Origin of the sequence: Pseudomonas sp. PDM26 (assembly GCF_019219185.1) — a bacterium.
In the GTDB taxonomy this organism is placed as follows: domain Bacteria; phylum Pseudomonadota; class Gammaproteobacteria; order Pseudomonadales; family Pseudomonadaceae; genus Aquipseudomonas.
In genome coordinates, this window is record NZ_JAHUWC010000016.1 from 46,053 (window position 1) to 60,058 (window position 14,006).

13 protein-coding genes are annotated in these 14,006 nt (G+C 59.7%); 6 read left to right on the forward strand and 7 right to left on the reverse strand.

Annotated elements, in window-relative coordinates:
- Positions 1-313 precede the first annotated feature (313 nt).
- A complete protein-coding gene (locus tag KW849_RS26340; protein ID WP_218432182.1) occupies positions 314-1,435 on the forward strand; it encodes a beta-ketoacyl-ACP synthase III in 1,122 nt (373 codons plus the stop codon).
- A 241-nt stretch (positions 1,436-1,676) separates the two neighbouring features.
- Here the strand turns inward: KW849_RS26340 and KW849_RS26345 are convergent, their stop codons facing one another.
- On the reverse strand, positions 1,677-3,008 hold the full coding sequence (locus KW849_RS26345) for a putative porin (protein ID WP_218432184.1): 1,332 nt from the start codon (positions 3,006-3,008) through the stop codon (positions 1,677-1,679).
- A gap of 280 nt (positions 3,009-3,288) precedes the next feature.
- Here KW849_RS26345 and KW849_RS26350 point away from each other — a divergent pair, with 280 nt between their 5' ends.
- On the forward strand, positions 3,289-4,413 hold the full coding sequence (locus tag KW849_RS26350; RefSeq protein ID WP_218432186.1) for a GNAT family N-acetyltransferase: 1,125 nt from the start codon (positions 3,289-3,291) through the stop codon (positions 4,411-4,413).
- Between the two features lie 11 nt (positions 4,414-4,424).
- On the opposite strand, the gene aqpZ is transcribed toward KW849_RS26350, so the two are convergent.
- The 5 genes from aqpZ to KW849_RS26375 form a co-directional block, all read right to left on the reverse strand.
- Positions 4,425-5,123, reverse strand: a complete 699-nt coding sequence (gene aqpZ / locus KW849_RS26355) for an aquaporin Z (protein WP_218432188.1) — start codon at positions 5,121-5,123, stop codon at positions 4,425-4,427.
- 302 nt (positions 5,124-5,425) lie between these two features.
- Positions 5,426-7,258, reverse strand: coding sequence for an ABC transporter ATP-binding protein (locus KW849_RS26360; RefSeq protein ID WP_218432189.1), 1,833 nt, complete (start codon positions 7,256-7,258; stop codon positions 5,426-5,428).
- Positions 7,259-7,351: 93 nt separating this feature from the next.
- The gene (locus KW849_RS26365; RefSeq protein ID WP_218432190.1) at positions 7,352-7,909 is read right to left on the reverse strand and encodes a peptidylprolyl isomerase; all 558 of its coding nucleotides are present in this window, start codon (positions 7,907-7,909) and stop codon (positions 7,352-7,354) included.
- Between the two features lie 3 nt (positions 7,910-7,912).
- Positions 7,913-8,716, reverse strand: coding sequence for an alpha/beta fold hydrolase (locus KW849_RS26370; protein ID WP_108218551.1), 804 nt, complete (start codon positions 8,714-8,716; stop codon positions 7,913-7,915).
- A 14-nt stretch (positions 8,717-8,730) separates the two neighbouring features.
- Entirely contained in the window at positions 8,731-9,654 is a 924-nt protein-coding gene (locus tag KW849_RS26375; protein WP_008018223.1) for a LysR family transcriptional regulator, read from the reverse strand.
- A 49-nt stretch (positions 9,655-9,703) separates the two neighbouring features.
- Here KW849_RS26375 and KW849_RS26380 point away from each other — a divergent pair, with 49 nt between their 5' ends.
- The 3 genes from KW849_RS26380 (at position 9,704) to KW849_RS26390 (ending at position 12,079) form a co-directional block, all read left to right on the forward strand.
- Positions 9,704-10,018 (forward strand): 3-phosphoglycerate kinase, encoded by a 315-nt coding sequence (locus KW849_RS26380; protein WP_218432191.1) that lies wholly within the window; start codon positions 9,704-9,706, stop codon positions 10,016-10,018.
- A gap of 242 nt (positions 10,019-10,260) precedes the next feature.
- Positions 10,261-10,860 (forward strand): FMN-dependent NADH-azoreductase, encoded by a 600-nt coding sequence (locus KW849_RS26385; protein WP_108218553.1) that lies wholly within the window; start codon positions 10,261-10,263, stop codon positions 10,858-10,860.
- Between the two features lie 352 nt (positions 10,861-11,212).
- The gene (locus KW849_RS26390) at positions 11,213-12,079 is read left to right on the forward strand and encodes a carboxylate/amino acid/amine transporter (RefSeq protein WP_218432192.1); all 867 of its coding nucleotides are present in this window, start codon (positions 11,213-11,215) and stop codon (positions 12,077-12,079) included.
- Positions 12,080-12,215: 136 nt separating this feature from the next.
- Here KW849_RS26390 and KW849_RS26395 read toward each other — a convergent pair whose 3' ends face one another.
- On the reverse strand, positions 12,216-13,103 hold the full coding sequence (locus KW849_RS26395; RefSeq protein WP_218432201.1) for a LysR family transcriptional regulator: 888 nt from the start codon (positions 13,101-13,103) through the stop codon (positions 12,216-12,218).
- A gap of 158 nt (positions 13,104-13,261) precedes the next feature.
- Between KW849_RS26395 and KW849_RS26400 the strand changes: the two genes are divergently transcribed.
- Positions 13,262-13,906 (forward strand): hydrolase, encoded by a 645-nt coding sequence (locus tag KW849_RS26400; protein ID WP_008018228.1) that lies wholly within the window; start codon positions 13,262-13,264, stop codon positions 13,904-13,906.
- Positions 13,907-14,006: the final 100 nt, after the last annotated feature.

Below are 14,006 nucleotides of genomic sequence, written 5' to 3' on the forward strand. Positions count from 1 at the left end.
TGTAGGAGCGAGCTTGCTCGCGATGAGTTCAAGAACGCCGCGGGGTGTCAGGCACGAAGCGTTATCGTTGACGACCATCGCGAGCTCGCTCCTACAAGGTATGGCGTTGCTCTTGCAAAAAGGGGCCAAAACCCACGGTTTATGGCAAACTTCGCGCCTATAAACGCCGGCCCCGCGGTTTTGAGCCTTCACGGTCTCGGGCAGGTCGGAATAAAGCGATGCCAGGTTTGCGTCCCCCGGATGGTAATAGACCCTTTGTGTATTGGTACGTCGGTGCCAATGCTTTCTGCCTGAACAGATTAGAGACACGACTATGCATAACGTCGTCATCAGCGGCACCGGCCTGTACACCCCGGCCAACAGCATTTCCAATGAAGAGCTGGTGCAGTCTTTCAATACTTACGTCGCGCAATTCAACGCCGACAACGCCGATGCCATTGCGCGCGGTGAAGTGCAGGCATTGACCGAATCGAGCGCTGCGTTCATCGAAAAAGCCTCCGGCATCAAGAGCCGCTTTGTCATGGACAAGGACGGCATCCTCGACCCGCAGCGCATGGCGCCACGCCTGCCGGAACGTTCCAACGACGAATGGTCGGTGCTCTGCCAGATGGCCATCGGCGCGGCCGAACAAGCCTTGCAGCGTGCCGGCAAGACCGCAGCGGACATCGACGGCGTGATCGTCGCCTGCTCCAACCTGCAACGCGCTTACCCGGCCATTGCCATCGAAGTCCAGGAAGCGCTGGGCATCCAGGGTTTCGGTTTCGACATGAACGTGGCGTGCTCTTCGGCAACCTTCGGTATCCAGACCGCCGCCAACAGCGTGCAACTGGGCCAGGCCCGGGCGGTCCTGATGGTCAACCCGGAAGTCTGCACCGGCCACTTGAACTTCCGCGACCGTGACAGCCACTTCATCTTCGGCGATGCCGCCACGGCGGTGATCATCGAGCGTGCTGACCTCGCGACGTCCAAGTACCAGTTCGACATCGTCAGCACCAAGCTGCTGACCAAGTTCTCCAACAACATCCGCAACAACTTCGGCTTCCTCAACCGCGCGGCGGAAGAGGGCGTCGGTGCCAGGGACAAACTGTTCGTGCAGGAAGGCCGCAAGGTGTTCCGTGACGTTTGCCCGATGGTGGCCGAGCTGGTCGCAACGCATCTGGAAGAGAACCAGCTCAACGTCAGCGACGTGAAGCGCTTCTGGCTGCACCAGGCCAACCTCAGCATGAACCACCTGATCGTGAAGAAACTGCTGGGTCGCGACGCCACCGAACAGGAAGCGCCGGTGATTCTCGACACTTACGCCAACACCAGCTCCGCCGGTTCCGTGATTGCGTTCCACAAGAACCAGGACGATCTGGCCGCCGGTTCGCTGGCCGTGCTCAGCTCGTTCGGCGCCGGTTATTCGATTGGTAGCGTGTTGCTGCGCAAGTTATAGGATGTAGGAGCGAGCTTGCTCCGGGCGGCGTTCCGACGAAGAACTCAGAGACGCTGCGTTCATCCAGATTGCACGCGTTATCGTTGACGACCTTCGCGAGCAAGCTCGCTCCTACAGGGAAGGATTGGCAAAAACAAACAGCCCGGCGTTGATATGTCGGAGGATGATGGGGATCGACACACCAACGCCAGGCTGTAAAAGCGGCCCGGGCTTCCTTGCCTGGGTCGTGTAGCGGGGTGAATCAGAACTTGGCTTCGGCATCCAGTTGCAGGGTGTTGATGTCCGAATCTTTCTTGTTGATGTTGGCGTTGGTCTGGTCCGAGGTCGCCATGAAGTAGGTCGCGCCCAGGGCGAAGTTCTTGTCCAGATCGTAGCTCACTTTCAGCTTGCTGCCGCGCGAACCGGTGAAGCCGTTGGCGAAGTCGGAGTCGGTGAAGGCGCCAACCACAGCGTTACGCTGCACGTCGCGGTAGTTGTAGTCCACGTTGAAGCCGTAGAGCCTGGACTTCACGCCGGCCAGCCAGCCAGTGTCCTGGTCGTTGCTGGCATCGGTGTTGTTGACGTACTGACCGTAGATCGACAGCGGAACTGGCAGGTTGCTGAAGTCCAGCTGACCAAAGCCTTCGTACAGATTGAACTGCTCGCCCGGGCTGTTGCCATTGACGGCCAGTGCGCATGGCGCAGTAACGGTCCCCGAGGTAGGGCAAGCGCTGCTGTCGTCGTTGTCGTAGGCGTAGAGACTACCGCCCAACGTCATTTTCATGCTGTCGGTGATGGCGAAGCGCGCACCCAACTGGCCAGCGTACAGACGCAGGTCGTGTTTGAACTGCACGCCTTCGCCGTCGACGTTGTCCTTGAGGGTGTAGTGACCAGCGCTACCGAACAGCTCGGTGCTGCCGCTCAGCGGGTACTTGTAGGTGACGGCCAGACCTTCCGGATTGATGTCGCTATCCCAGATGATGTCGCCCATGCTCACCCATTGTTGCGGCATCTTGCCGCCAACCAGGTGCAGGTTCTTGATCGCGTCCGGGTGGTAGTCGATGTAACCCAGGTCCAGCCAGATCTGCTTCTTGTCGAAGTAGTTGTTCAGGTCCTGGTTGGTCGAACGAGCGTCGTCGTTGCTGCCGGTGGCGATACGGATACCGGTGTCGACCTGCGGGTTGATTTCGCTGTAGGCACCCAGACGGGCACGAATGCGCTGACGGTCCTGGTCCTTGTTGTTTGGCACGCCATCGTTGTGCACGGTTTCTTCACGGAAGCGTACGTCACCCTTGAACTGGGTCTTGGCGGCCCATGCCAGCTTCTGGTCAAAGGTGCTCAGTGCGTCGGTTTTCTTCGCGGTGGCCGCGATTTGCTCGTTAGTCTCTTGCTGAGCCTGACGGGCAATCTGCTGGTCTTTCTGATCCCTGGCCAGCTCGGCTTGCAGTTCGCTGTACTGCGCGTTGGTGATCGAGCCGTTAGCCTTGAGCATGTCGAGCAGTTTGGCGTCGACTGCGGCACTGGCCGGAACGCTCATGGCCAGCAACAGGCCACCGCACAAGGCTGCCGCAGTTTTCGTGGAAGCAAGACGCATATCAATCTCCGAAGATAAGAGCGGATGACAGGGCCATCCGGGACACAACCGACCGTTAGGGGCGGAAAACAGTGACCGGGTATAACCCGGCGCTCTAAAAACAGGCGCCAGTATCGCGATGGTTTATGACAGAGCAGTGGCACTGTGATGTCATGTCGGTGACGATACAAAGTCGCCGTGAACTATTGAGATAGAGCACTGTCGTCGGTTTGCTCGTGTGCAATGCAGAGCGATAGGCGATACTCGCGGGGCTTTCACGCCATGAAGAGTGAGGATGGTGATGCCGTTGCAACGCCTGCAAAAACTGTCAGAAATCGCCCCGCAAACGTGGGACGCACTGGTGCCCGAGACTCAGCCTTTTCTGCGTCACGCCTTTTTGAGCGCACTGGAAGACAGTGGCAGCGTCGGACCCCATACCGGCTGGCAGCCCGAGCATTTATTGCACGTCGAAGGGGATCGACTGATCGCCGCGCTACCCGGATACCGCAAGTGGCATTCCTATGGCGAGTACGTGTTCGATCATGCCTGGGCCGATGCCTGCGAACGCGCCGGCATCGATTACTACCCCAAGCTGCTGAGCGCGGTTCCGTTCAGTCCGGTCAGCGGGCCGAGGCTGTTGGCGGCCACGGTCGAAGACGGTTTCGAGTTATTGAAAAGCCTGCCGGGCTACCTTGAACTCGAAGGGCTTTCCAGCGCCCACATCAACTTCACCGATCCGTTCACCGACGCGGCACTGAGCGAGCAGCACGGCTGGCTGCAGCGCGTTGGCTGTCAATACCACTGGCAGAATCGCGGCTACCGGGATTTCCAGGACTTCCTCGACGTACTCAGTTCGCGCAAGCGCAAACAGATGCGCAAGGAGCGCGAGCAGGTGGCCGGGCAGGGCTTCGAGTTTGAGTGGCTTGAAGGGCGGGAGCTGAATCAGGCGCAATGGGATTTCGTCTATGCCTGCTACGCCAATACCTATGCGGTGCGCCGGCAAGCGCCGTATTTGACGCGGGAGTTTTTCAGCCTGTTGGCCGAACGCATGCCTGAGTCGATTCGCGTGGTGCTGGCCAAACAAGGTTCACGGCCAGTGGCGATGGCGTTCAGTCTGGTGGGGGGTGACAGCTTTTATGGCCGTTACTGGGGATGCCTGGCGGAGTTCGATCGCCTGCATTTCGAGACCTGTTTCTACCAGGGCATGGACTATGCCATCGCCAACGGTTTCCAGCGTTTCGATGCCGGGGCCCAGGGCGAGCACAAACTGATTCGTGGATTCGAGCCAGTCATTACCCATTCCTGGCATTACTTGCGGCATCCGGGATTGAAAGCGGCGGTGAAAGACTTTCTGGAGCAGGAGCGGCTGGGCGTGTTGGCTTATGCAGAGGATGCGAAGTCAGCCTTGCCTTATCGACAAGGCTGATCTTCAGCGTTTCAGCTTTCTTCCTTGCCCAGCCAGCGATACAGCACGCCACCGACCACTGCGCCGAGCAGCGGTGCGACCCAGAACATCCACAATTGTTGAATCGCCCAGCCACCAACGATCAGCGCCGGGCCGGTGCTGCGTGCCGGGTTGACCGAGGTGTTGGTGACCGGGATCGAGATCAGGTGGATGAGCGTCAGCCCCAGGCCGATGGCAATCGGTGCCAGTCCTGCCGGTGCACGTTTGTCGGTGGCACCGAGGATGATCAGGATGAACATCGCAGTCATCACCAGTTCACAGACAAACCCTGCCGCCATCGCATAGCCGCCAGGCGAGTGTTCGCCATAGCCGTTGGACGCCAGGCCTCCCGCCAGTTCGAAACCGGGTTTGCCGCTGGCAATGAAGTACAACAGGGCGGCTGCAATCACGCCGCCAATGACCTGGGCAACGATGTAGGCCGGCAATTCCTTGGCCGCAAAGCGCCCACCTACCACCAGGCCAAGGGACACCGCAGGATTGAGATGACAGCCGGAAATATGGCCGATGGCGAAAGCCATGGTCAGCACGGTCAGGCCAAATGCGAAGGACACCCCGAGTAGACCGATCCCGACTTCCGGAAAAGCCGCTGCCAACACCGCGCTGCCGCAACCACCCAACACCAGCCAGAACGTACCTACCAACTCAGTCGCCGAACGTTTTAACAGAGACATAAGAGAGTGTCCTTTCGAGATTATGCTGCCTTTAGCATCCAGCCGATGGACTGCAGAACCACCTCCAGAACGTTGAAGTGAGAGTACAGCACGGTTTTTTCAGAATTCCAGCAGGCATGAAAAACCGCCAGGCCCCGTTGTTTACGGGGCCTGGCGGTTTTTTAATGTCTTTGGGCATCACTCGACAACTGTAGGAGTGAGCCTGCTCGCGATAGCGGTGAGTCAGTCAACATCATTGCCGACTGACACTCCGTCATCGCGAGCAGGCTCGCTCCTACAGAGGAAGTGTGTTGTTCAGGGGATCAATCGATCCCGACAAACCCACCGGTCTGGTGTTGCCACAACCGCGCATACAAACCGCCATGGGCCAGCAGTTCGGCATGGCTGCCGGTTTCGGCGATCTTGCCGTTTTCCAGCACCACCAGCCGGTCCATCCGGGCGATGGTCGAGAGCCGGTGAGCGATGGCGATCACGGTTTTGCCCTGCATCAGGGTTTCGAGGCTTTCCTGGATCGCCGCTTCGACTTCCGAATCCAGTGCCGAGGTGGCCTCGTCCATGATCAGGATCGGCGCGTCCTTGAGTAACACTCGGGCAATAGCGATGCGCTGGCGCTGGCCGCCGGAGAGTTTCACCCCGCGCTCACCGACGTGGGCATCGAAACCGGTGCGGCCTTCGGCGTCCGACAGTGAAGGAATGAAGCCATCAGCCCGGGCCTTGCGCACCGCTTCCCAGAGTTGGGCGTCGGTGGCGTCGGGTTTGCCATACAGCAGGTTGTCACGAATCGAGCGGTGCAGCAGCGACGTGTCCTGGGTGATCATGCCGATGCGTTCGCGCAGGCTTTCCTGGCTGACGTCGGCGATGTTCTGGCCGTCGATCAGGATGCGTCCGCCTTCGACGTCGTACAGGCGCAGCAGCAGGTTCACCAGGGTCGATTTGCCGGCACCGGACGGGCCGATCAGGCCGATTTTTTCACCGGCCTTGATGGTCAGGTTGAGGTCACCGATGATCCCGCTCCGCTTGCCGTAGTGGAAATCCACCTGTTCGAAGCGCACTTCGCCACGGGCCACCGCCAGGGGTTTGGCCTGGTCGCGGTCGGTAACGGAGACCGGTTGCGAAATGGTCTGCAGACCGTCCTGCACCATGCCGATGTTTTCGAAAATGCCGGTGACCACCCACATGATCCAGCCGGACATGTTGACGATGCGGATCACCAGGCCAGTGGCCAAGGCGATGGCACCCACGCTGATCAACGACTGGGTCCACAGCCACAGGGCCAGGCCGGTGGTGCAGACGATCAGCAAGCCGTTCATGCTGGTGATGGCCACGTCCATGCTGGTGACCACGCGGCCGGCCAGTTGCGCCTTCTCGGTCTGTTCCTTGATCGCTTCGCGGGCGTACTGCTGCTCGAAGTTGGTGTGGGCGAACAGCTTCAGGGTGGTGATGTTGGTGTAGCCGTCGACAATCCGCCCCATGAGTTTGGAGCGCGCATCGGACGCCACCACCGAGCGATCCTTGACCCGTGGCACGAAGTAGCAGAGGGCACCGATGAAGGCGAAGATCCAGGTCAGTAGCGGGATTATCAGGCGCCAGTCGGCTTCGGCGAACAGCACCAGGGAGCTGATGGCGTAGATCAACACATGCCACAACGCATCCACCGCTTGCACGGCGGAATCGCGCAGTGAGTTGCCGGTTTGCATGATGCGTTGGGCGATGCGCCCGGCGAAGTCGTTCTGGAAGAAATTCAGGCTCTGTTTGAGCACATAGCTGTGGTTCTGCCAGCGGATCATGCTGGTCATGCTGGGGCTCAGGGTCTGGTGCACCAGCAGGTCATGCAGGCCCACGAAAATGGGGCGCAGCACCAGCGCAACCACCACCATCCAGGTCAGTTCGAGGGCATGATCCTGGAACAGGCTGACGTTCGGCGTGCCTTGGGCCAGGTCGATGATGCGGCTCAGGTAGCTGAACAATGCCACTTCGATCAAGGCACCAATCAGGCCGACGATCAGCAGGGCGGCGAAGCTCGGCCAGACCTGCTTGAGGTAATACGTGTAAAAGGGGAAAACCCGGTCCGGCGGAGACGCCGTCGGGGCTTCACGGAAAACATCGATCAGTTTTTCAAAACGGCGATAAAGCATGTTTTTTTCGCCCGCGAACGGGCTCTCCTTTAAACGGTTTGAGCGTTGCCGGCAAAGCCGGCAACGGCTCGGACATCCTTGTCCAGCTTAGTCTCAGTCGATGCGCTTGGCCGACTTGATGAAGACCGGGTCGGCCGGTACGTCCTTCATGCCGCTACGAACGGTGGTTGGCGAATTGACGATGATATCGACCACGTCCATGCCTTTGACCACTTTGCCGAACACCGCGTAGCCGTCGCCCTGGTCAAGGAAGTCGTTGTCCTTGACGTTGATGAAGAACTGGCTGGTGGCCGAGTCAGGCACCGAGGTACGGGCCATGGACAAGGTGCCACGCACGTTGACCAGGCCGTTCTTGTGCTCGTTCTTGATCGGCTCCTTGGTGTCTTTTTGCTGCATGGCCTGGGTGAAGCCGCCTCCCTGGACCATGAAACCCGGAATCACCCGGTGGAAAATCGTGTTGTTGTAGAAGCCGCTGTCGACGTACTCAAGGAAGTTCCTGGTACTGATCGGGGCCTTGACCGGGTCCAGTTCGATTTCGATCTGGCCGTTGGTGGTGTCCAGCAGCACATGCGGGGCCTTTTCCGGCGTCGCGGCCATCAGGTTGGCGGCAAACAGGACGGAGCCTGCGGCGAGGGCGATTTTTTTCAGCATGGGTCAGTGATCCTGAGTGGTGGTGTCGACTGTGGTCAGAAATTCCAGCAGTGTCTGGTTGAAATGTTCCGGCTGGTCCAGCGGCGTGGCGTGGCGGGAATCGGCGATCACCACCAGCCGCGCGTCGGGCAGCAGTTTGACGTAGTTTTCCTTCAGCGCCACCGGTGTGTAGTCACGGTCGGCACTGACGATGAGGGTTGGACAGGTGACCTTCGAAAGTCGTTCCTGAACCCCCCAGCCGACAATGGCATTGAAGCTGGCGAGATAAGCATGTTTATCGTTTTTTGCCCAGCGTTCGGCCATCTTTTGTCGCAAGTCGGCCTGCTCGGGCTTCGGGAACAACTTGCCGCCCAGCGCCTTGCCGATGGTGCCCAGGCTAAGGGCGCGCATCAGGCTCCAGCGCTTGAACCACTGCCAGTAGTCATCGCGGCTGCGCAGTTTGACCTCGGGCGCGCTGTTGACGATGCACAGGCTCTTGAGCAGTTGCGGCTGATCCACGCCCAGTTGGAAGCCGATCATGCCGCCCATCGACAGGCCGACATAATGTGCCGGACCGAGATTGAGGTGCTCGATCAGTGCAATCAGGTCAGCGCTGAATCCGGCAATGCTATAGCGCTCCCGGGGTTTGTCCGAACGACCGTGACCGCGCACATCCGGGACAATCACCCGGTAGCGGGTGGCCAGTGCCGGGATCTGTTTTTCCCAATCCAGCGTACTGGAGCCGAGACCGTGGACCAGCAGCAGCGGCGTACCGTGGCCATATTCCTCATAGTGCAGGTTGCAACCTTCGTGTTCGAAATAGGCCATGCATACACTCCGTGTCAGGCTTGTTCGGGGGCGGCGAACGGTGCGTCCAGTGGTGCGGTGTCAAACGTGCGCAGCAGTTCGATGAGAATCTGCGTGGCCGGACCGAGCGGTTTGTCCTTGTTCGAATACAGGTAAAAGCTCGGGTTGCGGCTACCGCCCTGATCCAACGGTAGCAGCTTGAGCGTACCTTCCTTGAGTTCCCGTTCGATCATGTGCCGGGGCAGCCACGCAAACCCCAGACCGCTGCTGACGAAGGTTGCAGCGGTGGCCAGGCTGCCGACGGTCCAGCGCTGTTCGGCACCGAGCCAGCCGACGTCCCGTGGTTGCTGGCGGCCCGAGTCGCGGATCACCACTTGCATCTGGCTTTCCAGGTCCTGGAAGCTCAGTTCGCGGTTGAGGCGGTGCAGGGGATGCTCCGGGTGGGCGACCGCTACGAACTCGACGTCGCTCAATTCCGCGCCCAGGTAACCGGGAATGCTGAACCCGGTGATGGCCAGGTCGGCCACGCCTTCGAGCAGGACTTCCTCCACGCCCGACAGCACTTCCTCACGCAGGCGCACCCGGCAGCCACGGCTTTGCGGCATGAACGCGGTCAAGGCGCGGACGAGGCGGGCGCTTGGGTAAGCGGCATCGACCACCAGGCGTACTTCGGCTTCCCAGCCCTGCTCCATGTGATGGGCCAGGTCTTCCAGCTGACTGGCCTGTTTCACCAATTGCCGGGAGCGGCGCAACAGCACGCCGCCGGCTTCGGTCAGCACGGCTTTGCGCCCGTCGATGCGCAGCAACGGCACGCCGAGCTGATCCTGCATGCGGGCCACGGTGTAGCTGACCGACGATTGCGAGCGATGCAGCGCCTCGGCGGCTTGGGCGAAACCACCGTGATCGACCACGGCTTGCAGCGTTCGCCATTGATCAAGGGTCACGCGGGGCGCTTTCATGTGGAGCTCCTCTTGTCCTAAGCTGGCAGCCCTTACTGGAGGCTGCTGAATGAAAAAATTCTGTTGTGTGATGCTGGCGCTGCTGCCGCTGACGGCGATGGCTTACCCGATTGATGTGCAGAAGAACCTCAACGGAATGAAGATCGACTACGAAACCTTCGATACCGATAGCGATATCGGCTCCATCCGGGTTGCCAACTACGGCGACGTCGATGCGAGCTGCAAGGCGGTTTTCAGCAATGGCCCTGAAGCTCCGCGCACCCGCAAGATCGACGTACCGGCCGGCAAACACAAAAACGCCACGGCCAAATTCAGCCGCAACATCATCAAATTGCGCATCGGGCTGACCTGCACCCCGAAATGACTTCAAACTCCTTTGGGAGCGAGCTTGCTCCGGGCGGCGTTCCGACGAAGAGGCGGTGTCAGTCGATATCAACGTTGAATGACACACCGCCTTCGCGAGCAAGCCCGCTCCCACAGGTATGTTGAGCTTATAAACGAATTTATCGATTGGTTATAGCAGTTATTTGCGCTTTTTCATCGATATGACTCTGTTTAACCTTCACTCCATCGACCTACAGCATTCTCAGATGGAGGCTACATCCCATGTCCCGCGTTCTGATCATCGAAAGCAGTGCCCGTCAGCAAGACTCGGTTTCCCGTCAACTGACCCAGACCTTCATCAGCCAGTGGAAAGCCGCTCACCCGAATGACCAGATCACCATCCGGGACCTGGCCGTCAAACCGGTGCCGCACCTGGACATCAACCTGCTGGGTGGCTGGATGAAACCCGCCGAGCAGCGCAGCGACATCGAACAGGCGTCCCTGGAACGCTCCAACCAGTTGACCGACGAATTGCTCGCCGCCGATGTACTGGTGATGGCCGCACCGATGTACAACTTCGCCATCCCCAGCACCCTGAAAGCCTGGCTCGACCATGTGCTGCGGGCCGGCGTGACCTTCAAGTACACTGAAACCGGCCCGCAAGGCCTGCTCAGCGGCAAGCGTGCCTATGTGTTGACGGCTCGCGGCGGCATCTATGCCGGCAGCACCGCCGATCACCAGGAACCCTACCTGCGTCAGGTCATGGGCTTCATCGGCATCCACGACGTGACGTTCATCCACGCCGAAGGCATGAACCTGGGCGGTGACTTCCAGGAGAAAGGCCTGAACCAGGCGAACGCCAAGCTCTCGCAAGTGGCCTGACCGGTTAATCGCCAGATAATCGCTGGATGGTCTAGTGACCTGGCGCAACCCTTCAAGCCTGTACGCGCATCGAACCTCCCTTCGCACTTATTGCTCCTGAGTGCTCTTGCCCGATTGAACGCTTTAGCGAGATCGGGCTTTTTTTTGCTCAGGATTCAATGCCCCCGCAAACCTCTGTAGGAGCTAGCTTGCTAGCGATAGCTGATTGTCAGGCAACAATGATGCTGACTGATCCACCGCTATCGCTAGCAAGCTAGCTCCTACAGGGTTTTGCGTGTTTTCCGACAGCTTTCGGGGATCGCGATTCAAGGCAAAAACCGCTATCGTCGCCGCCATTCGAAATGAGGCGAGTATGGGCTATCTACTTTTTGTCACGCTGATCCAGGCGTTTTCCTTCAGCTTGATCGGCGAATACCTGGCCGGTCATGTCGACAGTTATTTTGCAGTTCTGGTACGAGTGCTGCTGGCGGGGCTGGTGTTCATCCCGCTGACCCGCTGGCGCTCGGTTGAGCCGGCATTCATGCGCGGCATGCTGCTGATCGGCGCGTTGCAGTTTGGCGTGACCTACGTCTGCCTGTACCTGAGCTTTCGTGTACTGACGGTGCCGGAAGTGTTGTTGTTCACCATCCTCACGCCGCTGCACGTGACCCTGATCGAAGATGCACTCAACCGTCGCTTCAATCCCTGGGCCCTGGTCGCGGCGCTGGTGGCGGTGGCGGGGGCTGCGGTGATTCGCCTTGACCGGATCAACCCGGACTTCCTCATGGGTTTCCTGTTGCTGCAACTGGCCAACTTCACCTACGCCGCTGGCCAGGTGCTGTACAAACACCTGGTCGCGCGCCACCCGAGCGACCTGCCGCATTACCGTCGCTTCGGCTACTTCTACCTCGGCGCGCTGGCAGTGGTGTTGCCGGCGTTTCTACTATTCGGCAAACAGAACTTCCTGCCTGAAGCGCCGCTGCAATGGGGTGTGCTGCTGTTCCTCGGCCTGGTCTCGACCGCTTTGGGGCTCTACTGGTGGAACAAGGGGGCGTGCATGGTCAATGGCGGGACGCTGGCCGTGATGAACAACTTGCACGTGCCGGTGGGGTTGCTGATCAATCTGCTGATCTGGAACCAGCATGAAGAACTGGGGCGGTTGTTTCTCGGCGGTTCGGTGATATTGCTGGCGGTGTGGATCAGTCGGTTGGGTATACGCAAGCCTTTGGCCGTTCACTAAACCCTGGAGAACCCGACATCCCTGTAGGAGCGAGCCTGCTCGCGATGACGGAGTGTCAGTCGACGATGATGTTGCCTGATCCACCGCTATCGCGAGCAGGCTCGCTCCTACAAGGGATTGTGTGATCCCCCAAAAGTCACTTCGGCGCCAGTTGCCCTACCAGAAACTCGATAAACGCCCGGGTCTTCTGCGGCACCCGCCGCGCCGACGAATACACCGCGTTGATGGTGATCGCCGGAGCCTGCCATTCGCACAGCACCGGCACCAGCCGCCCGGCCGCCAGCGCATCTTCGACGATGAAGTCAGGCAGCAGGGCGATGCCCATGCCGGCTTCGGCAGCCTGGGCGAGCAAGTCGCCATTATTGGCGTGCAATGGACCGGTGACGTTCACCCGCTGGGTTTCCTTGCCATTGCACAGTTGCAAGCTGACACCGCTTTGCAGATACCCGTAGTTCAGGCATTGATGGGCGCGCAGATCCTGCGGAGTCTGCGGAACGCCCACGCGGTCGAGATAAGCCGGGGACGCCACCATGATGCGCGGTGCGGGCGCCAGTTGCCGGGCGATCATCGTCGAGTCGGGCATGCTGGCGATGCGGATGGTCACGTCAAACCCGCCCCGCACGGGATCGACCTGCTGGTCGCTGAGCACCAGTTGCAGCTCGATGTTCGGGTGCTGTTCATGAAACAGCGGAATCAACGGCCCCAACCGCCGAAGACCGAACGACATCGGCGCATTGACCCGCAACACACCGCGTAACTCACCGATGCCGTCACGGGCACGTTGCTCGGCCTCGTCCAGTGCCGCCAACACTTCCCGTGCCGCATCGAAATACTCGGCTCCGGCCTCGGTCAGGTGCAGGCTGCGGGTGGTGCGTTGCAACAATTGCACGCCGATGGCTTCTTCCAGCGCCTGAATCTGTTTACTGACTTTCGAGCGCGGCACGTCCATGGCCCGGGCGGCTGCGGCGAAGCCGTTCTCGCCGACCGTGACGACGAAGGCGCGCATGCATTCGATGCGATCCATATTGTCCCTATTTTAGAATCAATGATTCTCGATTTTAGGTAATTGTCCCTTTTATCGCCAGCCCCTAAAGTGACATCCAAGCCGACAACAACGCCGCTGAAGGCAACGTCGACTAACCCCTTACCCATTCGAAGTATCGACATCAAAAGGAACGCGCCATGTCTATTCGTGAACTGCTCAACCCAACCAACTCCGCCCTGATCCTGATCGACCACCAGCCGCAAATGGCATTCGGCGTTCAGTCCATCGACCGTCAGACCCTGAAGAACAACACCGTTGGCCTGGCCAAGGCGGCGAAGATCTTCAACGTACCGACCATCTACACCTCGGTCGAAACCGAAAGCTTCAGCGGCTACATCTGGCCCGAATTGCTGGCCGTGCACCCGGATCAAAAACCGATCGAGCGCACCTCGATGAACTCCTGGGAAGACAAGGCACTGGTAGACGCAGTGAAAGCCACCGGGCGCAAAAAGCTGATCATTGCCGCGCTGTGGACCGAGGTCTGCCTGACTTTCCCTGCACTGGAAGCCCTGGCCGAAGGCTACGAGGTGTACATCGTCACCGACGCCTCCGGCGGCACCAGCAAGGAAGCCCACGACATGTCGGTGCAACGGATGATTCAGGCCGGCGCGGTACCGGTGACCTGGCAGCAAGTGTTGCTCGAATACCAACGTGACTGGGCGCACAAGGATACTTACGAGGCGGTGATGGAACTGGTGCTGGAACACAGCGGCGCGTACGGCATGGGCGTGGATTACGCCTACACCATGGTGCACAAGGCGCCGCAGCGGCAGGTCAAGTAATCCGGCAAACGCTGAAATGGATGTAGCCCCTGTAGGAGCGAGCCTGCTCGCGATAGCGGACTGTCAGACGACTCATATGTTGACTGACACGCCCTCATCG